General features: G+C 44.5%; 16 protein-coding genes. 10 read left to right on the forward strand and 6 right to left on the reverse strand.

Annotation, left to right across the window (positions count from 1 at the left end; all coding sequences use genetic code 11):
• Positions 1-208: 208 nt before the first annotated feature.
• Both VR7878_RS12485 and VR7878_RS12490 read right to left on the reverse strand, forming a co-directional pair.
• Positions 209-1,009, reverse strand: a complete 801-nt coding sequence (locus VR7878_RS12485; protein ID WP_235862879.1) for a dioxygenase family protein — start codon at positions 1,007-1,009, stop codon at positions 209-211.
• Between the two features lie 248 nt (positions 1,010-1,257).
• Entirely contained in the window at positions 1,258-1,956 is a 699-nt protein-coding gene (locus tag VR7878_RS12490; RefSeq protein WP_077336428.1) for a GntR family transcriptional regulator, read from the reverse strand.
• A 264-nt stretch (positions 1,957-2,220) separates the two neighbouring features.
• On the opposite strand from VR7878_RS12490, the gene VR7878_RS12495 reads away from it, so the two are divergent.
• The 3 genes from VR7878_RS12495 (at position 2,221) to VR7878_RS12505 (ending at position 7,171) form a co-directional block, all read left to right on the forward strand.
• On the forward strand, positions 2,221-3,618 hold the full coding sequence (locus tag VR7878_RS12495; protein ID WP_077336474.1) for a sucrose-specific PTS transporter subunit IIBC: 1,398 nt from the start codon (positions 2,221-2,223) through the stop codon (positions 3,616-3,618).
• Between the two features lie 18 nt (positions 3,619-3,636).
• Positions 3,637-5,025 carry a glycoside hydrolase family protein gene (locus VR7878_RS12500; RefSeq protein ID WP_077336429.1) on the forward strand — a complete coding sequence of 463 codons (1,389 nt, stop codon included), beginning with the start codon at positions 3,637-3,639 and terminating at the stop codon, positions 5,023-5,025.
• Positions 5,026-5,254: 229 nt separating this feature from the next.
• Entirely contained in the window at positions 5,255-7,171 is a 1,917-nt protein-coding gene (locus VR7878_RS12505) for a methyl-accepting chemotaxis protein (protein ID WP_077336430.1), read from the forward strand.
• A 161-nt stretch (positions 7,172-7,332) separates the two neighbouring features.
• Here the strand turns inward: VR7878_RS12505 and VR7878_RS12510 are convergent, their stop codons facing one another.
• A complete protein-coding gene (locus VR7878_RS12510) occupies positions 7,333-8,928 on the reverse strand; it encodes a carboxylesterase/lipase family protein (RefSeq protein ID WP_205409464.1) in 1,596 nt (531 codons plus the stop codon).
• A gap of 520 nt (positions 8,929-9,448) precedes the next feature.
• Here VR7878_RS12510 and VR7878_RS12515 point away from each other — a divergent pair.
• Genes VR7878_RS12515 through VR7878_RS12525 form a run of 3 tightly spaced genes read left to right on the forward strand, consistent with a single transcriptional unit; the run spans position 9,449 to position 12,049 of the window.
• Positions 9,449-9,910, forward strand: coding sequence for a MarR family transcriptional regulator (locus tag VR7878_RS12515; RefSeq protein WP_077336432.1), 462 nt, complete (start codon positions 9,449-9,451; stop codon positions 9,908-9,910).
• A 32-nt stretch (positions 9,911-9,942) separates the two neighbouring features.
• Positions 9,943-11,001 (forward strand): HlyD family secretion protein, encoded by a 1,059-nt coding sequence (locus VR7878_RS12520; protein ID WP_077336433.1) that lies wholly within the window; start codon positions 9,943-9,945, stop codon positions 10,999-11,001.
• A gap of 13 nt (positions 11,002-11,014) precedes the next feature.
• Positions 11,015-12,049, forward strand: coding sequence for a DUF2955 domain-containing protein (locus VR7878_RS12525; protein WP_077336434.1), 1,035 nt, complete (start codon positions 11,015-11,017; stop codon positions 12,047-12,049).
• Positions 12,050-12,204: 155 nt separating this feature from the next.
• Here the strand turns inward: VR7878_RS12525 and VR7878_RS12530 are convergent, their stop codons facing one another.
• Positions 12,205-13,611 (reverse strand): glycoside hydrolase family 1 protein, encoded by a 1,407-nt coding sequence (locus VR7878_RS12530; RefSeq protein ID WP_077336435.1) that lies wholly within the window; start codon positions 13,609-13,611, stop codon positions 12,205-12,207.
• A 597-nt stretch (positions 13,612-14,208) separates the two neighbouring features.
• On the opposite strand from VR7878_RS12530, the gene VR7878_RS12535 reads away from it, so the two are divergent.
• Entirely contained in the window at positions 14,209-15,858 is a 1,650-nt protein-coding gene (locus VR7878_RS12535; RefSeq protein WP_077336436.1) for a methyl-accepting chemotaxis protein, read from the forward strand.
• Positions 15,859-15,949: 91 nt separating this feature from the next.
• On the opposite strand, the gene VR7878_RS12540 is transcribed toward VR7878_RS12535, so the two are convergent.
• A complete protein-coding gene (locus VR7878_RS12540; protein WP_077336437.1) occupies positions 15,950-16,342 on the reverse strand; it encodes a hypothetical protein in 393 nt (130 codons plus the stop codon).
• A gap of 280 nt (positions 16,343-16,622) precedes the next feature.
• Between VR7878_RS12540 and VR7878_RS12545 the strand changes: the two genes are divergently transcribed.
• On the forward strand, positions 16,623-17,066 hold the full coding sequence (locus VR7878_RS12545) for a DoxX family protein (RefSeq protein WP_077336438.1): 444 nt from the start codon (positions 16,623-16,625) through the stop codon (positions 17,064-17,066).
• A gap of 10 nt (positions 17,067-17,076) precedes the next feature.
• Here the strand turns inward: VR7878_RS12545 and VR7878_RS12550 are convergent, their stop codons facing one another.
• A complete protein-coding gene (locus VR7878_RS12550; protein ID WP_077336439.1) occupies positions 17,077-17,967 on the reverse strand; it encodes a LysR family transcriptional regulator in 891 nt (296 codons plus the stop codon).
• 176 nt (positions 17,968-18,143) lie between these two features.
• Here VR7878_RS12550 and VR7878_RS12555 point away from each other — a divergent pair, with 176 nt between their 5' ends.
• Both VR7878_RS12555 and VR7878_RS12565 read left to right on the forward strand, forming a co-directional pair.
• Positions 18,144-18,500 (forward strand): MaoP family protein, encoded by a 357-nt coding sequence (locus tag VR7878_RS12555; protein ID WP_077336440.1) that lies wholly within the window; start codon positions 18,144-18,146, stop codon positions 18,498-18,500.
• A gap of 715 nt (positions 18,501-19,215) precedes the next feature.
• Entirely contained in the window at positions 19,216-21,048 is a 1,833-nt protein-coding gene (locus VR7878_RS12565; protein WP_370737087.1) for a PTS mannitol transporter subunit IICBA, read from the forward strand.
• Positions 21,049-21,056 lie beyond the last annotated feature (8 nt).

Raw genomic sequence — 21,056 nt, forward strand, 5'->3', positions numbered from 1 at the left:
GGGGGAGAAATGATAGATCTGCGGTTTGGGACGCAATCACTTTCCTCGATTTCATTAGCATCCTCGAACGCGCCCCAGGTACTTTTTCAAGGCCGAAAAAGTACCCCAAAATGCCTAGGTTTAAGTTCAGCGCACATAATCAGGGTCGCTTTTCCGGGCTGGGCGCCCGGAAAATTTGCGATACCGCAATTTGGAACGCACAACTTATTTATGCCGCAAATCCAAACCCATATGCATCTAACGCCAGCAATTCCATATCCACCGAGCGGTGTAACACTTGCCCGTTTTCGGATATGTCACTGGTTCCCAGAATACAGGGCAGTGGTAGAAAATGATCCGGTGTCGGATGATTAAACTGCGCATAAGGGGCTGTTTGTAAATAGTGATTAATCGCGTCAACATCCCGCTGCTCTATTTTTTCAGCGACCCAGTCGGTGAACACTTGCATTTTATGAATGCTTTCCGGATCTGATGCGGCAGAAAATACAGCTCTCAGGTTATGACTGATTCCGCCGGAACCGATGAACAGAACGCCTTCTCGCCGCAGAGATGATAAAGCTTGCCCTAACTCATAGTGAGTCTGAGCACTCGCCTGACGATTAATAGAGATACTGATAATCGGAATATCCCGATGCGGAAACATATATTGCAGCGGAACCCATGCCCCATGATCCAGCCCCAAAGTATCATCCAGTTCGACGGAGAAACCACGATTTTGCAACAATTCACCAGCCTTTTGTGCTAAATCCGGTGCACCATGAGCCGGATATTCAACCTCGTAAAGCGGTTGAGGAAAACCGTAAAAATCATGAATCGTTCCCAAGGTTTGCCCACTGGTAATCATCACCGGACCTGCCACATCAAAATGGGCAGAGAACATGACAATCGCCTTCGGCTTTGGGATGCTCTGACCCATTCGTTTAAAAAAATCTGTTGTTTCAGATTGTTCCACAATCATCATCGGTGAACCGTGGGAAACAAACAGTGTCGGCATGATCGTATGATTCATGATTGCCTCTCTTCACTCGCAACTTTTTAGAGACTTCATCATACGGCTCAACAGACTCGTGATAAAACCCTTATCTATTGAATAACACCTTCGAAAACATGGAAGAAACATTCAAGTATGCGGACGAGAAAGGAGTAAGGAAGATTTACAGATTCACCCCACCAGACACCCAAAATGCTAAGCGTTTCATTTAGACTCGGGAGAGTGACTTTTTCAAAGCCACTCAACTGGCGGATTTCTCTTATATATTAACGTTTTAAATAATGTTTATAAGTGTATGTTTCGGGATTTAAGCTCGTTCTTGTATACTCAAAAACTCGCCCATCTTTAAGTTTCCCGATGGAATGAATACGAATCAGTGGCCGTTCAGGTGACACGTTCAAGGCCTCACAAATATCCTGATCTGGCATGATCGCCTCAAAATCTTGAATGGCACCATCAATCTCAAACCCTAGCTCATTTTCCAGATAGCTGTATTTCGATCCTTCTAAGGAGAGCAAATTAATTTGAGGAAGTAGCGTAACCGGAATGTAGGAGTCTTCGTATATCGAAGGCACGTCATTAATCAACTTGATGCGACGGATGAAGTAAATTTTTTCCGCTGGCGAAACTTTTAAGAATTCTGCAATTTCTTTATCTGCTGACATTAACTGAAATTCGACAACTTTATACACCAAACTCTTATCTGAGTTCGCGAGCATTTCTTGGGTTGTGACCAAGTTTGACATTGAATTGGCTAGTGTTTTACTAACAATACTCGACCCTGAGCCCTGTCTTTTCTCAACTAATCCTAGTTTCACCAATTCATCGATAGCTTTACGAATCGTACTCCGGCTGACCGAGTAATGTTCTATCAGTGCTTTTTCTGTCGGTAACATATCACCGATGTTCAATTCATCTGAGTCAATCCGAGATTTCAGATCCAGCATCACTTTTTTATACAGCATTTGCGCTCCTTATCTCGGCTAAAACTAGCATACAGAATTCAAACAAATCAAGAACCTATTCAATTAACAGCATAACAAATGTGATCTACCAGATTCTTACTCATAATTTGTTATCTATTGATATCAACATTCGAATATTGATCATCCTCTCGTTTTTAATTTATCTTATTTGTCATTTAAAAAAGAGTAATATCTAATACAAATTAAATACAAATTAAAACAATCCAAACATCCAATACAAAATATATGCAACAAGGTCATGCAATGAATATAGAGAAAATATCCCGTGAACTGATCCCATTGCTGGGAGGGAAAGACAATATCGCCAGTGCAGCACACTGTGCAACCAGACTTAGACTAGTTCTGGCTGACGAAAGCAAGTTGAATCAAGAGGACATTGAAAATGTTGATGGTGTGAAAGGATGCTTTATCAACGCAGGACAAATCCAGATCATCTTCGGAACAGGGTTAGTCAATAAAGTTTATGCTGAGTTTGTCGCTCAAACAGGCATCAATGAAACATCAAAAGAAAATTTAACCAATATTGCCACCCAGAAACTGAACCCTTTCCAGCGGATAGCCCGACTTTTATCGAATATTTTTGTCCCTATTATCCCTGCGATTGCTTCTGCTGGGTTGCTGATGGGGTTACTCGGATTAGTCCGTTCCAATGGATGGGTCTCTCCAGATAGTGCGCTGTTTATCATGCTTGATATGTGCAGTTCCGCTGCTTTTATCATTTTGCCCATTCTGATTGGTTTTACTGCCGCAAAAGAATTTGGAGGAAATCCATTTTTAGGCGCTGTACTCGGTGGCATTCTGACCCATCCGGCATTAACAAATGCATGGGGTGTCGCCTCTGGTTTTAATACCATGGATTTCTTTGGCATCGACGTTGCGATGATCGGCTATCAAGGCACAGTATTCCCGGTGCTATTAGCGGCATGGTTCATGAGTTTCGTGGAGAAGAAATTACATCGGGTCGTTCCTGATTCCCTCGATCTGATCGTGACGCCTTTCGTTACTATCATTCTGACCGGGTTCATTGCGCTGCTATTTATCGGCCCCGTCGGACGAGCCTTAGGTGATGGCATCACATTATCTCTGAATTTCATCTATCAACATATCGGATGGCTTGCGGGATTGCTGTTTGGCGGTACATACTCGATGATTGTCATTACAGGTATTCATCATAGTTTTCATGCCATTGAAGCTGGCCTGTTAACCAACCCAGAAGTCGGTGTTAACTTCCTATTGCCAATTTGGTCAATGGCTAATGTTGCTCAGGGCGGTGCATGTCTCGCTGTTGCGTTTAAAGCAAAAGATGCAAAAGTGAAAGCAATCGCTGTCCCGGCAGGTATTTCGTGCCTGTTGGGTATTACTGAAGCAGCAATATTTGGGATTAACATTCGTTATGGCAAACCATTTTTGGCAGCACTGATCGGTGGTGCATTAGGTGGTGCTTTTGTTGTGTACACAAAAGTAGGTATGACCGCTGTGGGCATGACCGGTATTCCCGGAATGGTTATCGCTCAACCAGGCAGCCTGATGAATTATATATTAGGTATGGTCATTGCCTTTGGAAGCGCTTTTGTTATTTCCTACCTCATTTCCGTCATTCACAGTAATGAACGTAAAACATTAACCGCAGATTCTCAGTGAGAATAAAGAGATTATTTTATGTATAAGATTTTTTATCAGCCTGACGGGCATTGGTTTGGTGACTGTATGCCTTATTGCAAAGATGGTGTTTTCTATTTGTACCATCAGCGAGATACCCGCAATCCTGGCCCGATGGGTGAACCTTTTGGCTGGTCATTATGTACTACCAAGGATTTTCTTCATTATGAAGAACACGGCACCTCAATAGAACATGGTTCAAATGACGATCAGGATCAATACATCTATGCAGGCAGCGTGTATCAGACATCAGAGGATACTTACACCGCTTTTTATACCGGCGCGAATAAGATATTCAAGAAAAAGGGAATCCCCTCTCAAAAATTAATGCAGGCGACAAGCCAAGATTTAATTCACTGGGAAAAAAACGGGAATGCGGATCAAATAGTGCCACAGGAAGGATACGACGTCTTTGCCTGGAGAGACCCTTTTATTGTCTGGAATGACGAAAAAGAGGAATATTTGCTGGTGCTCGGTGCCAGAGCGCCGGGAGACAACCGAAAACGTACAGGACGTCTAGTCTCCTTTACCAGTAAAGATATGACGAAATGGACATTTCAGGGAGATTTCTGGTATCCCGGCCTGTTCACCATGATTGAAATGCCAGAGCTATTCAAAATTGGCGAATGGTGGTATCTGATTGTTTCTGAATTCAGTGATAAGAATAAGATGATCTACCGCATGAGCCGGAGCTTAGACGGCCCTTGGCTAGCACCGGAAGATGATGCATTTGATGGTCGGGCCTATTATGCAGGCCGCACAGCGACCGATGGTGACAGACGCGTACTTTTTGGATGGGTTCCGACCAAAGAAAACAATGACGATTTGGGCAATTACGAATGGGGCGGAACGTTTGTTCCTCAAGAAGTCTATCAGCGAACAGATAATACGCTGGGTGTGAAACCTCTCAAATCTGTGCTGGACGCTTTTTGTATCAAAACGCCGTTGGCGGATGCTCAACTGCAAACCGTTGATTCACATCAGGTACAAGTTCTGGCAGAAGATACCTCAACTTGTTTTAGTATTGAAGCGACAGTGAACATCGCTCCGGGGACTCGCGGATTCTCGGTCTTCCTTTATGGAAATGAACTAGAAGAGGCTTATGAATACCGTTTTGCCCTCAATGAAAAACGGCTGACTTTCGATAAAACACCGAACTGGCCGTGGTTCCAATATATGGATAAAGGGCTCGAAAGACCAATTAACCTCCAAGAGAAGACTGACTATTCGCTGCAACTGGTCGTTGATGATGATATCGCAGTGCTCTACATCAACGGTACGGCCTTAAGTGTCAGAATGTATCAGAAACCCGGAACCAAACTGAGTATCGGCGTCACTGATGGCAAGCTCTCACTGAGCAATATCACCCTCGCTACATTAGCCAAATAGCTCATTTAATCTCATGATAATAGCCACCCAAGATTATGGGTGGCTATTATCATGTAACATACTTTGTAAAGCACACTGTGCAACAAATTCAGTATAAGCCATTCAAATTTAATACCCTTTATTGATAAATAACACTAATAAAAATTAGTTCAGCCGCCCCAAATAATACTAAACTTTTAATATGTCATGACGACAACTCTATTAGGGTTATTATCCGGAAGGATTTTATATGAAAAAGTTCGGACTTAAACAAATACTACTTATTTCCGTTATTTTACTTGTTGGTGCTTCTGTATCAATTTCCAACTACATTGCTTATGTGAAACAAGCTGAAACGATTTCTCAATTGATCACACAATCCGGAACAGATTACGCAGCCAATAAAGCAGATTTAGTTGAGCAGTTTATCAGTGAAAAAGTAGCAGGGATAAAGGGCATTGGTGAAATATATAAAGATACCTCACTCCCCGGCCAGTCTCCTCAGGACTATATTGATCAAGCCACAATTTTTGCGACCACCCTCAATACAGGCAGCTCATTCATCGGTTTTGAAGCAACCGGCGATGCGTATTGGAATCAGGTCAGTGACGCCTGGCCCAATCATAAGTTCAACGGGGATATCAGAACCAGGAGCTACTATATAGATGGTCGCAAGGCGATCAATCCATCGATGACCGAACCTTATCCGGATGAAGCCAATCCGGATGTCTACTGGGTCAGTATTGTTCAGAAAATTAAAGACGGCATGATCGGGGTTGATATGAAGCTTACGTTTCTGAGTCAACTGGTTAAAAAAGCAAACGATATTGAAGGTTCTGTTGCTTTAATTTTGAATCAAGACACGACCGTGCTGGCTTCCTCTTCCGAAATCTTAAAACCCGGGGACAAAGGTATTGATTTTGACTGGTTCAAAGATGCCGTATCCAAAGCGGTCAAGCAGGAACAAACCGTACAAGATTATGTGCTCAACGGACAAGATAAAATTTTGTTTACACACCGAATCAAGGTGGCCAATAAAAACTGGTATTTTGTCATTGGTCTCAATAAAGCCGTTGCATTTAAAGGCCTCACCTCAGCAAAACATACGGCTATTACCACCACCATTATTGCCACCATCGTCAGTGTGCTCATTGCCTTCTTCGTCATTCGCACCTTATATCGTCCCATTATCTCTCTTAAAAATATGATCATCGGCCTTTCGCGTGGTGATGGTGATCTGACCCAACGCCTAAAAGTCCATTCCAACGATGATCTGGGTCAGATAGCCGGTGGTATTAATCAGTTCATTGAGAGCTTACAAAAGATGATGCAGGAAATTCAAAGTGCATCAGGTCAGCTTCAAACCAGTATCGGAGATATGAAACAGCTCTCGGAACATAATTCTGCGATTCTGAAAAGCCATGTCGTCGAAACAGAGCAAATCGTCACTGCGATTGAAGAGATGAATGCCACTGCCGAATCAATGGCATCAGATGCCTCCCATACGGCCAATTTGACCCAGCAGGCCAACGATACCAGTACCGAATCAAAGCAAATTATGGAGCAGTCTCAACATACGGTATCAGCATTAATGAATGATGTAGATAACTCTTCAAATCATATTCAGCATATGAGTAATGAGACGCAGAGTATTCATTCCATTCTGACCGTGATCGGCAGCATTGCAGAACAAACCAATCTACTGGCACTCAATGCCGCAATAGAAGCAGCCCGGGCCGGTGAACAAGGCCGAGGATTTGCTGTGGTGGCAGATGAAGTCAGAAATCTGGCCAGCAGAACCAAGCAAAGTACCGAAGAAATCGAAGAAGCCCTGTCTCGCCTGCTTCAGGGAACAGAAACGATTGTTGAATCGATGACACATACCAGAGAGCGCTGTCAGGAGACCGCCACCGGTTCTGACAATGTCGCAGTCAGCTTAGAAAAAATGACCGAGTTCATTTATAAAATTAATGACTTAAGTTCTCAAATCGCTACGGCAGCAGAAGAACAGAGTAGTGTCACTCATGAAATCAGCCGCAATATGTCCGCGCTAAATGATATTGTCAATGAGTTGAACCTTAACGGGCAGAAATCATTATCGGGCATGGAAGGCATCAACAGTGTCAACCATAACCTGATCGATATCGTCGGACGCTTTAAACTCTAATTGCGTTGTTTAAACCTGAATACCCTGTTTAAACAATGAAAGATATGGGTTTATTCAGTCAAAAGCGCACCTTTAAAGGTGCGCTTTTGCATTTGTTGACCATGCGGGGTCACTGAGACTCAAACCTTGATGTTATCGCAGTTGTTGCTCACAGTCGTCGTTCACAATGGTGGCTGGATTGACTCAATCAGCGTCAGGCGTACTTTCCATGGGTCAAAGACCATGCCGGATTGCTCAACGCCCTGATTGGAGAACATCATCAGATTGTCAGCCCAACCACGGTATCGGGACCAATGTGACACACCTAAGCCATTGGGATTGCCATAGCGAATAAAGTTAACCCAATACTGATGCACTCGCTCAGCCATTGCCTGATCAGCTTCTGTCACAGCATCATGATACTGTGCTTGTAGAGTATTGAATGCGTAAACAATTTCACTGGCATGAGCCGCACCTTTTGATGTTGGCTTGAGGACATCCGCTACATAAGCAAAACGATAACCATAAACCGGTTGCCCCTGCGCTTCAGCAGCTTTCATGACAAAACGGGCAGGCTCAACCATCCCGGTATCCCGGATAATATCCAGTACCAGATCCGTGACCGATGTCTCTTGTGTCACACCATAGGCATATTTCGCAATTTTAGAACCAACCGGACCAAAAATAGCCAGCGCTTCTTCTATCGTTTCAGGCCATTTGGTAAACGGAGATGAAACCGGAATTTCTGAAGTTGTCGCCCCCACCAATAGTGGGACAGAAACACCACTCCCAGAGTTATAAATATTCTGAGGATGCGCAGTGGTCAATGTTTCATCAATCATCGGCCCGGTGTATGTCACACCGTCAAGATTCATCATACTTAAACCATCAACAACATCTTCAGCAGGTAATGCCCGTAAAGCATCTAACGCAGTTTGTCCTTGCCCCTCAATATGAAACTTCTGCGCAAACAACAATCCGGCAGTTTCAGCAGACGCTTCACCGGATGTATTTTCATGACTTAGATAACGGCCACTGAAATGGCGGCGACCAGCTCCTGATTGAATAATCGCTCGCTCAAACAAGTTTTCAGCCATCGGAGAGGTTAAAAGTGCATGAATTGACAAACCGCCGGCCGATTCACCGACGACCGTGACCTGATTCGGATCACCGCCAAAAGAAGCGATATTCTCTTTCACCCATTGCAATGCAGCAATCTGATCCATGAGTCCATAATTCCCCAGTGCAGGATCTTCGTTTGCTGCGGTTAAGGCCGGGTGGGCAAAAAAGCCAAAACGTCCCAAGCGATAGTTGATACTCACCATCACAATCCCGTTTTTAGCAAAAGATGTTCCGTCATAATTTGCAGCGGAAGAACCACCGTTGACAAAACCACCTCCGTGAATCCATACCATGACAGGGCGTAATGTCCGACTTGGCTCTGCGGGTTGCCACACATTCAGGAACAGGCAATCCTCGGATAACTTGCCATTGAGTGGTGCGGCATCGCCCGGGAAAGGCACTTGCATACAGTCACTCCCATAGTCTTTCGCTTGTAAAACACCATCCCAAGCATTGACGGGTTGTGGCGCTCGCCAGCGTAAGTCACCGACGGGGGGCTGTGCATAAGGGATACCTTTATAGGAAATAACCGAGCCATTGTGCACCCCCTGCATGAGACCATCTTTAATTTCCACGATCGTATCCTCATGTGCATACACATGGCCGCTCAACCCCACAATTGCGAGTGCCAGCATATAAATGCGGTTCTTTTTCATTTCAAGTACTCTCCGTTTCATCGATTGGAATATCAATTTATTCTCGGTTTTTATGTTCAATTCCAGCAGGCTCACCGAGTTCAAATTACCTGTTGTTTCTCTCGCTTGTAGCACAACAGCGAGCTATAAAACCCGGACGACAACCAAGTGAATTAGTACCACAATCCACGACAACGTCGGCAACATAAGATTCGCAAGACGAATCCATAAAAAAACCTAGCCTCCAGAAGCAACACTTCAGGAACAGCTAGGTTTTGCCTGCATCGCCCTCAGGCGCCCACCAAAGTCAGGCGTCTGAGAAATACCACAGTAACAATCCGGTTATGCAACTAATCTAGTGAGATACGGTTTTTAACTCAAATGTTTCCCACTCACCCTGTGAAGTTGATTACATAACATCAATACACATAATGCTTATTGACAGATTCAATTTTAATTTATGTGACTTGAGTCAAAAATATTTACTAAGCCTGCTAACTAATATATATTACTGAGCACGCTTAGTAATAGAGATACCTCCATGGTCGATGATCTGAATATGCTGAAGAATCTATCGCTTGCCGAACAGCTTGCCCGGGCAGCTCGTTTATGGAAGAGCGTAGCCAATCAGGAACTTACACCACTTGGGTTAACCCAAAGCCGCTGGGTTGCGCTTTGGAAGCTCCAACGTCTCGGTGACAAAATCAGTCAAAAGGTGCTGGCTGATGCACTTGAAATCGAACTCGGTTCACTGATGAGAACGTTGAAATTGCTCGAAGAGCAGAACCTCATTGAACGCCACTGCTGTCCACACGACAAACGTGCCCGAATTGTCCATTTAACTGACAGTGGCAGAGAACTTTTAAAACAGATTGAAGAAAAAGTACTGCACGTCAGACGTTGTATGCTCATCAACATTGACGAAGCCGAGCTCAGCCAACTGAGCAAGACGCTGGAAAAAATTGCACACAACGCTCAGGAAAACCTGCACCACCCAGAATAATAACGAAAGAATAACGAAGGAAGTTTCACAAGATGACCCCCGATCAAAAATTTGCACGCTGGGTGAAATACGCCAGTGCGCTTTTCATTGTCCTTTTTGCCTATTTTTTACTGGCCGATACCGTAATGCCACTGACGCCACAGGCGATGGCAACCCGTGCCATTACCAAAGTCGCTCCCCGAGTCAGCGGACAAATCAAACAAGTTTATGTCCATAACAACCAACAGGTACAGCAGGGAGATATCTTGTTTGAGATAGATCCGGTGCCCTATCAGCTTGCGGTCGAGCAAGCCAAAATCGATTTGGAAAAGGCCATTCAGGACAACCAACAATTAGATGCATCGATCGTAGCTGCACAAGCAGACACCGAAGCAAATCAAATTGTGTTTAACCAAAAAGTCCGGGAGGCCAAACGGCTGGATAAACTCTTTGCCCGCAATAGCGTCTCCCAACAACAGCGCGATGATGCATTGAGTAATGCAACCGCAGCAAAAGCAAACCTGATGGCCGCGCAAGCCCGACTGAAAGAGCTACAAGTCCGTCGTGGTACAACGACCCATGAGAATATCACTGTGAAGATGGCACAGAACCGTCTTCAGCAAGCGGCTCTCAATCTCTCTTATACCCAAGTCAAAGCAGAACATGCCGGCATTATCACAAACCTGCAACTTATGGTCGGAACATACGCCAACAAAGGCACGCCGCTGATTGCACTGGTCGATAACAAACTGGATATCATTGCTGATTTCAGAGAGAAGAGTCTGCGCAATTTTAGTCATAACACGCCGGCACTGATTACCTTTGACCGCGATCCGGGCCATCTTTATACAGCTAAGGTAAGTACCATTGATGCCGGAGTCAGCAATGGTCAGTTTGATGCCAACGGTTCACTTGCTACCCCGACAAGTTCTAATCGCTGGGTCAGAGATGCGCAACGGATTCGACTCCATCTCACGCTCAATCAACAGCTGCCAGAGAATCTGCCGGCCGGAGCGAGAGCAACAGTACAACTAATTCCTCAACAACCCGTGTTTGCTTGGTTTGCGCGGATGCAAATTAATGCGCTGAGCCTATTACACTACATTTACTGATCCGGAGAACATGATGCGCTTATGGACTCATCCTCTCAATGAAAACGATCTCCGGCAATGCTTAAGAATTGCGACGGGCGCAACCCTCGGTTTTACCTTTAGTAAATACTTTGCCTGGGATTTTGGTGTCTTTTTTACCGTGCTTCCGATGTTATTGCTGGGGATGGTTCCGGTACTCAACGGACATATCGCCCGGCAAATGATTGCATCTGCGGTGATCTGTTCATTGGAAGTCGGCTTGCTCGGTGGTTTATTCGGAGCCCACCCGGGCTTGATAACACCAATTGTCGTGTTACTTTTTCTCTCTAAATTTGCCTGCATGGCTCGCGGATCGTTATTTCTGTTCGGGGCAAACTGTGTGTTAAACCTGAGTATCATGCTGCATTTTGCCAGTTATTCAGCCACCGACATTAATGACATGATCAGTTGCAACATGGCCGCGAATATTCTGGCAATTGGGATTGCCTATCTGATGCACTATCTTATTCCGGACAAGGCTCCCAGACAGTTGCCACCACCGCCATCAGAACCGAAGCAATCACATCGTTTTCGCCATGAGACGCTGCTGGGGACCGGTGTCGCAACCTTCTCGTTTCTCGTGTTTCAGATTTTCAATCTCAATGATTCAATGTCAGCACAATCCACCAGCCTGCTTCTGCTATTTCCGATGAACTGGAATGGTGCTTTAGGCTATGCCAGAAAAAGAGCGATGGGGACGATTTTAGGCGTTGTTTTTGGGCTGAGCTGTCAGATTATTTTATATGACCGTTCAAATCAGTTGATACTCGTCATCCCACTGCTGTGGATCGGAACCATGTTATTTGGCTATCTGCACATGAAAGAAGCAAGTGGATCCGGGGTTGGATTTGGTGGGCTAACGACGTTAGGCATTTTATTCGGTCAGTATCTGACACCAACCAGCGACTTAACATTCAATGCCTTATATCGAATTAGCAGTATTTTGTTTGCAATAGTAGCCACATTAATTGCCACTTATCTGCTGCATCGTCTCTTGAATGGCGTTGAAGCGACCAAATACGGGCACTGACGCTCGTACACCATGACGAAATACATACCGTTTTACACTGTAAAGTCACAAAAAAAGGATTGAGCTCTGTAACGCTCAATCCTATCTTTTGTGATCGCAGAGTTTCAATCACCCGTCACCAATGTCACACAGACAAAATCGACAGGCTGGTCTCTTTAGGCTTTCGGCGGCGTCAATTTTTCGCCCTGAGACTCAATAATAGACTGATACCAATAGAAGCTTTTCTTACGAATCCGATCCAGTGTTCCCTGATTATCATCGTTGCGATCGACATAAATGTAGCCATAACGTTTGGCAAGCTGTGCCGTACTGGCACTGACCAAATCAATCGGCCCCCAACTGGTGTAACCCATCACTTCAACACCATCTTGAATGGCTTCACCCAATTGGAAGAGATGATCATTGAGATAATCAATCCGGTAGTCATCAACAATCTCACCTGACTCATTGACGACATCTTTCGCCCCAAAACCATTTTCAACCACAAACAGCGGCAGTTGATAGCGGTCATACAAGAAGTTAAGCAGATAACGCAATCCGACAGGATCAATCTGCCACCCCCATTCAGACGCTTTTAAATACGGGTTTGCGACCATATTCAACATATTTCCTTCCGTTTTCGCCTGCTCATTCGGATCGGCACTGGCACAACCGCTCATGTAATAGCTAAACGAAACAAAGTCGATGGTTTCTTTCAGGGCTTCCCGATCATCTTCCGTGATGTTGATTTCAACGCCCAGTTCTTTGAACTTACGCGTCATATAACTCGGATAATAGCCTCTTGCCTGAACATCACCGAACATCAACCACTCTCGGTTTTGTGTCAGGGTATGCATCACATCGTCAGGATTACAAGTGAACGGATACTGTATCGCGCCCAGAATCATGTTACCGATTTTCGCATCGGGAATCATTTCATGACACGCTTTCACCGCTTTGGCACTGGCAACTAACTGATGATGAATCGCTTGATAACGGGTTTGCTCATCACAGTCTCTCGGCAGGCCGGAGCCGGTAAATGGTTCGTGCAATGTCACATTGATCTCGTTGAATGTCAGCCAGAGTTTGACCGCATGACCATAGCGCTCAAACACCACCCGAGCATATTTTTCAAAAAAGCCAATCACATCCCGGCTCGCCCAGCCATGATATTTTTCAGCCAGATTCAATGGCATCTCGTAGTGAGAAAGTGTCACAAGCGGTTGGATACCATGCTTGTCTAACTCTGCGAAGATTTTGTCGTAATATGTTAAACCGGCTTCGTTCGGCTCGGCATCATCGCCATTCGGGAAAATACGACTCCATGCGATCGATAAACGCAAACAGGTAAACCCCATCTCAGCAAAGAGCGCAATATCCTCGGGATAGCGGTGATAAAAATCAATCGCAAGATCTTTAATATTAAAATCACCCGCCTGACGGGGAACAATCTCACCAAATGCACCATAGGGGCAAACGTCTGAAGTGGACAAACCTTTACCATCTCTCAAATGAGAGCCTTCAATCTGGTTTGCAGCCGTTGCGCCTCCCCATAAAAACGAATCGGGAAATTTAAAACTCATCTTCTGTCTTCTCCTTTTAATCCTGGTGATTACCGTATTATTGAGGGATTGCTGACCTTTCGCGGTTGAATTTTATTCAATCCGAACGGGTATTGCTCGCGTCGTGGGGCATGCTGCTTAGCCATCCTAAGCAAGCCTACACAAGTGACACGCCCAAAAGAGCAAAAAACGTTCAGATGAATCTCTAATCATTATTTAAAAATTCAACACAACAAAATTGGGAACAAAAAAACCCGAAAGAATAACCTCACCATATGGTCAGTTCAGTCTTTCAGGTTTTGCCCGCGAACGCGGTAACAATCCTAATTTTTAGTACAAACAACTCGGGAAACGCCTACAATGATATTCGTTCCGTATACGTCAGCTATTCTTTCTGTGCAGGAATAGCAAAATCTAATCGCTCTTGGGTTTATACCGACCCCAGTTCTGACAAACAATAAATGCCCCTGTTGATTGTGATATCGATCAGAAAATTTCACCTGCTTCGATACCTACCTGAGAATAAAAGCAAGCGTTCAGTCATACAGTAGCTATGCTTAAAAATGTAACAGAAGCAAGCATTTAAACATAATTCTATCAATAAATAAGGGGTATACTATGGGGCTCTTTTCTGGTTGGAAAATTAAGTATCAGATTTTCACGCCCATCGCGTTCTTACTAATAGCCATTCTAACGGTATCTGCACTCGGGTTAAAAGTAAACCATCAGATTACTCAAAATACCAAGATGCTCACTGAGTATCTATCCCCCGCAACAGCGACTGTATTAAATGCGGATCGGGATCTGTACCAGTCTGCTGTTGCATTACGTAACTATATCTACTTATCATCACAGCAGAGAAACCCACAAAAGCAACTCGATGAATATCATGACAACCAGCAACAAGCTTATGACAGAATGCTCGCTTCAAGAAAACTCGGGGAAGCTGCGGGGATTAAACTGATTCCTCAGGAACATCAAACTTATATTAATGCCTTCAATGGATGGAAAAACATCTCAGAAAAGATCATCAGCTTCGTCAATAATCGTCAATATGAACAAGCGAACGTCGTCCTGACGGAAGATCAGGAAAAAATGTTCTCTGAGCTGAGGATTTACTACGACCAATTCGGTGAAAAATTAGAAGAACGGCGTAGACAAGTCGCTGCAGAAATTCACCATTTAGAAGCACAGCAACAACAATATACGACGGTGGCTTGTCTCGTGTCTGTGGTTATCGGGCTCTGGTTCCTATTTTATATTCCACGCTTGATTTCGACTCGGTTACAAGCGTTGACTGACAAGATGAAAGAGCTGAGTCAGTCCGGTGGTGATTTAACCATCCGCCTCCCGGACACGGGCAACAATGAACTTTCCCTGCTTGCAAAAGCAACCAATGAGTTCATCACTTATCTGCACAATATGTTGCTGACCATTGAAAACGAAGTCTCGGGTATCCATCACCATGCTAGTCAGCTAAAAAGTCTGACATCCAAAACCGGGACAAGTGCCGCACATCAGAATGCAGCTCTCGATGATATTGCCCATTCAATCTCTGAGCTGAATACAGCTATCTCTGAAGTCGCTCAACAGTCCCAGCGCTCATCCGATGAATCCAATCATGCCAGAACCGATGTCACGAACTCTCATCAGGGGATTCAAAATGCCATTCATCAGATCACCGAATTGGTTCAGGAAATGGAAGGAGCTGCCAGTGTGATCAGCAAATTAGAGCAAGACAGTCAGAGCATCAACTCTGTTGTTGATGTCATCCGCGGGATCGCAGAACAAACGAACTTACTGGCGCTCAATGCCGCCATAGAAGCCGCCCGGGCGGGTGACTCCGGGAGAGGTTTTGCTGTAGTTGCCGATGAAGTCCGTGCTTTGGCTCAAAAAACACAGGAATCCACCCAAAGCATTCAAACAACGTTATCGGAGTTGAATGCTGGTGTCCAAAAAGCAGTAGATACCATAAAATCCGGCACAGAAAAAGCAGTGGAAACATCGGGCTATACCGATTCTGCAGGCTCAGCAATGAACCTGATTATCGAAAGAGTGAATAGTATTACCGATTTCTCTGTCCAGATAGCAGCGGCAACAGAAGAACAAAGTGTGGTTGTCAATCAAGTCAATAGCAATATGGAGCAAATGCGTGAAAGTTCAAAAGAGGTAACGGTTAATGCATCTGAAGCGAATAATGCAATCAGTGAAGTGACATTATCTATCCAGAAGCTTTCTCAGCAGGTGGCATCATTTAAATTATCATGAATAAAAAACCAACGGAGGTGATACTGCACAATGAAAAAATGAAGGTAAACGGACGGTGCGAATGACATATTAAAATCCACAACGATCAGCGTTATTCCGTTGGTATGTCAGGCACAGTCCGTACCCAAATATTACTCAAATGATATTTCGCACAGGCACTACATGTCAGCACTTCACCATTACCGTGAATCCGCATGACAATATCTTCCCTCTTCTCTTTAGAGCTTTGTCTGACCTGAATATAAATAAAATTACCATCGACCTGAAAAGGTACAACCATTGATTTTCCTTCACTCTGAATCGATGCTTTTGCTTGGTGAAACGCGATCAGATCCGTGTTGTGCTGATTTTCATAAGTCCCCTGAAACGCATAGGTTTCTTTATTGATCCAATGCTCTAACTCTTCCTGAAAACATCCATACAGTGACAGAGAAGATAATAGAACCACCAGATACGACTTCATAGTATATTTAAATTGATTCATATCTGTTCCTCCTCCTTCACCAGAGTACGCTATTTCCTAACAAAAAACGTACCAACTACCTCACAAATCATTCATGATTTTGATAGCCGGAGGTTAATGACAGTATAGCCGTCGTTGACCGAATCGATTTACATATCCCAATGATTGTCTCACACTCATTATTCAATTTTTTCAAATAAGTTTATTCAAAATAATATATTTATCATCCGTTAATTTCATCCTTTAATAGACTCAACAACCTCAGAGCAAGTTCAACTTTTTTGATATAGGAAATGATGATATGCCTTTTTTACGTAAATTACTCAGTTCAAATACGCAGTACGCGCCACTGATTCTCCGGGTTCCGGTCGGCATCATTCTGATGGCTCACGGCGCTCAGAAACTCTTTGGCTGGTTTGGTGGATATGGTCTCGAAGGGACAGGCCAATGGATGGCCTCGATTGGCATTGAGCCGGGGATGCTGATGGCATTCCTTGCCGGTAGCGGTGAGTTCTTCGGCGGTATGTTCCTGCTTCTGGGACTCCTCACCAGACCGGCAGCATGTGTAACCGCTTTTACGATGCTCGTCGCGATTTTCTCCGTACACATCAATAACGGTCTGTTTCTGTCCAATAACGGTTATGAGTATGCGCTTGCCCTTCTGGCAGTCTGTACCTCGCTCATTTTCTCCGGTTCCGGAAAACTGAGTCTGGATCAAGCTATCCTGCGCACCCTCAAATCATAACCGATTTACACTAATCCCTGCCGATATCACCCGCTTGCTGCAATGAAAAAGCCGTCAGCGGGTCGATATCTTTTACCAACATCTCCACTTGCCCGATCGCATCAACAGATGAACTGTTTTTACGATAACTGAGGTAAACGGGCCGCTTCCATTCAGATCCCCCTTCAATACAGTGAAGCTGGCCGGTCCGAAGAAAGGGTTCGATGAGTGATGCAGGTAAGTAAGCACTTCCTTGCTTTTCAAGAATAAAATCGAGGGCGATTCTGGCCGTTGACGTCCGTAAAAACGGTGTTGTCACATGTGGGTGTCGTTCCGCATGTTCAGCGGCAAACCGGGCTCCCCAATCCACATAGACATAGTGATGTTTAAATGCATCATCGATAAACTGCGGCTGGGTTGAAACAAATAAAAGCGTCAGATCCGTCACTTTACGGCAATGCAGCTCTTCAGCTTTAATCGGATCAAAAACAAATGCCATGTCCAGTGTACGCTCAAGCAACCCGCGGCTCAGTTGCTCCCGCCCCATCACTTCAGCGATAAATCCGTAGCCGGTAAACGTATCCGTCACTTTACTCAGACAGTGTTGTAAATAAGCATCCCAAATATTTGGCGTCCCACCAATTGTTAACTGGAGCGCTTTACCACTTTCCAGTGACAGTTCGAACTTCGCCTGTTGTAAGGTCGCTACCATGACTTCAGCATAGCTAATCAGACGCTCTCCGGCGGAGGTCAACTTGATATTATTGCGATCCCGGGTAAACAACTGGGTATCAAAATAACTTTCAAGTTGCTTGATACGTGCACTGACTGCTGCCTGCGTTAAATATAGATTTTCTGCTGCCCGGCCAAAATGGCGCACCCGAGCCAACTCCAGAAAAGTACGAAAGACTTTGACGTCCATAGCAACCCTTTATTCTTGCTGAAACTGCATCTTAAAGTGATTTACGATATACGCATATACATAATGAAATGCAATGATGACGATAAAAAATTTTTGTTTTTCTTTTCCTTAGATTACGCCTAACTTTCGCCGTAATTCAATACAAAAGTGTAATGCTGCATTGATGCGAGGTTGATATGTCTGAGACTGAATTCCGTTACGGAAAGAAGCGTTTTTACGACAATAAGAAATTCCCGCGGGGATTTGCTAAATCAGGGGATTTCACGCTGGCTGAAGAAGAGCTGCTCATTCAGTTTGGCGAAACCATGTCCCAGTTGGAATCCGGTGTCCTTGAACCGGTTAATGCCGATGAAAGACGCTTTCTTCTCGTGCTCGAACAGCCAGAAAAAGCGACGACAAAACTTGAGCGAGTCTGGTTAAAATATGTCCGTCTTGCGCGTGGCAGAAAACGCTTCCATACCCTGAATGGTCGTAACAAACCGGATGCGCTCGACGAGTTTGTTGATGATTCAGATATCGAGACAGAAAGCTGAGCGCCCGGATAACTTGTCATAGAACATACATAGAGTAGAGTTCTCTCTGCTCTTTGTGATCCGGTCTGTCCCGCCCCTCAACTACTGTGGGGTGCTCTTCTCGTTTTCCCTTCTCTGTCATGATGTTGCAGTGCCATTTCCCGACGAACGCCAAACCAACCATTTCTTCTTCCATAATCAATTGTTCCGTCATCATTCACCTGAGATAAAGATAGCCACGAACTCCGACAAAAACTGTTCATTTCTTACAAAATAGATAGCCAATCCTTAGCTGATTTATTTCACACATTAAAATAAATAGCAAAACAAGATATAAATCACATTTATATTTTTTCCACAGATAAAAACTATTAAAATAGTGATCGATATCACTATAAATGCAAAAAACAAATTATCAAAAAAGAGACATTGACATCAAAAAACAAATTGACTTTTTAAAATTAAAAAATATGTAACAAAATTACAATGCTAAAAATAGATTTAAATCACTAAAAAGACACTTGGAACCCCATAAATTTTTGAGTTCAGTCACAAAAAACCCGTTCTCAGTTTAATTGAAAAATTGTGTGCTAGATTGATTTTGAACGATTCAATTCCACGGCTTTGGCGAGCCGTCAACACAACAACATCAAATGAGTACATCGAACGGGGAATCCATATGATATCACCAGATGCAAAGGTCAAGATACAAAATTTTGGCCGGTTCTTGTCCAACATGGTTATGCCGAACATTGGGGCATTTATCGCATGGGGATTTATTACAGCATTGTTCATTCCGACAGGATGGACACCGAATGAAACACTGGCTGCACTTGTCGGCCCGATGATTACCTACTTATTACCGCTATTGATTGGTTATACCGGTGGTAAACTCGTCGGTGGTGAGCGAGGCGCTGTCGTCGGTGCGATTACAACCATGGGCGTTATCGTTGGTGCAGATATTCCAATGTTTATGGGCGCGATGATTGCAGGTCCAATCGGTGGATGGGCGATTAAAACGTTTGACAAAAAGGTCGATGGAAAAGTCAGAAGTGGCTTCGAAATGCTGGTCAACAATTTCTCAGCCGGTATTATCGGAATGATCTTCGCGATCATCGCTTTTTTCCTGATTGGTCCATTCGTCAAAGTTCTTTCCACAGCGCTTGCAACGGGCGTGGATGTCTTAGTCAAAGCTCAGCTGCTTCCTTTAACTTCACTTTTTGTCGAACCCGCTAAAATTTTGTTTCTGAATAATGCCATCAACCACGGCATTTTCTCACCACTGGGTATCCAACAGGCCAGTGAAACCGGGAAATCTATTTTCTTCCTGATTGAAGCAAATCCGGGGCCGGGGCTGGGTATTCTGCTGGCCTATATTGTGTTCGGAAAAGGAACCGCAAAACAAACAGCCGGTGGTGCAACCATCATCCACTTTTTGGGCGGAATCCATGAGATTTACTTCCCATATATCCTGATGAACCCTCGTCTAATTCTCGCAGCGATTGCCGGCGGTATGACAGGAGTCTTTGTATTAACTGTATTTGGTGCCGGTTTGGTATCACCAGCATCACCCGGTTCGATTTTTGCCGTGTTACTCATGACACCGAAGAGCTCAATTATCGGCGTGCTTTGTTCAATCACTGCCGCAGCGGCCGTCTCATTCATCGTTGCGTCACTGTTGATGAAAACCCAAAGAAATCAAGAAACCGATGACGATGATTCTTTGGAGAAAGCGACCGCTCAAATGCAAGGCATGAAAGCTGAATCTAAAGGTTCATCAACTGCACAGTCATTCACAGGTGATATCAAAAAGATTATTGTTGCGTGTGATGCAGGCATGGGATCAAGTGCGATGGGCGCCAGTATGCTGCGTAAAAAAATACAGGCAGCGGAATTGGATATCCAGGTCACCAATCTGGCCATTAATAATCTTCCCCAGGATGTTGATATCGTCATTACGCACAAAGATTTAACCGATCGGGCAAGAAAACATGCACCATCGGCACGCCACATTTCCTTAACCAACTTTTTGGATAACGAACTGTATAACAATCTCGTCAATGAGATAAAAAAGTCTGATGCCGGTCAATCCGTTGCGCCTCAAAACACGGACGCAGAGAGCCAACCGGCATTCCAAATCGAAGCCCGTAACATTCACTTAAACCTCAAAGCAAGTAACAAAGAAGAAGCCATCCGTTATGCGGGAGAACAGCTCGTCGCACTCGGATATGCCGATCCCAGCTATATCGATGCCATGTTTGAAAGAGAAAAGATGGTCTCTACGTATCTGGGTGAATCCATCGCGGTACCGCACGGAACCATCGAAGCGAAAAATCACGTTCTGAAAACGGGCATTGTCATCTGCCAATACCCGGACGGTGTTCAGTTTACCGATGAGCCAGATGGCATTGCCAAACTGGTTATCGGTATCGCAGCACAGAACGATGAACATATGGCGGTCATTTCTACGATCACCAATGCGCTTGATGACCCGGATGCGATCACCACGCTCACGTCAACCAATGATGTGAACGCCATTCTGGAAGTGTTGGGAAATCCCACCGCATAAGGCTCATA

The sequence above is a fragment of the Vibrio ruber DSM 16370 genome, from assembly GCF_900163965.1.
In the GTDB taxonomy this organism is placed as follows: domain Bacteria; phylum Pseudomonadota; class Gammaproteobacteria; order Enterobacterales; family Vibrionaceae; genus Vibrio; species Vibrio ruber.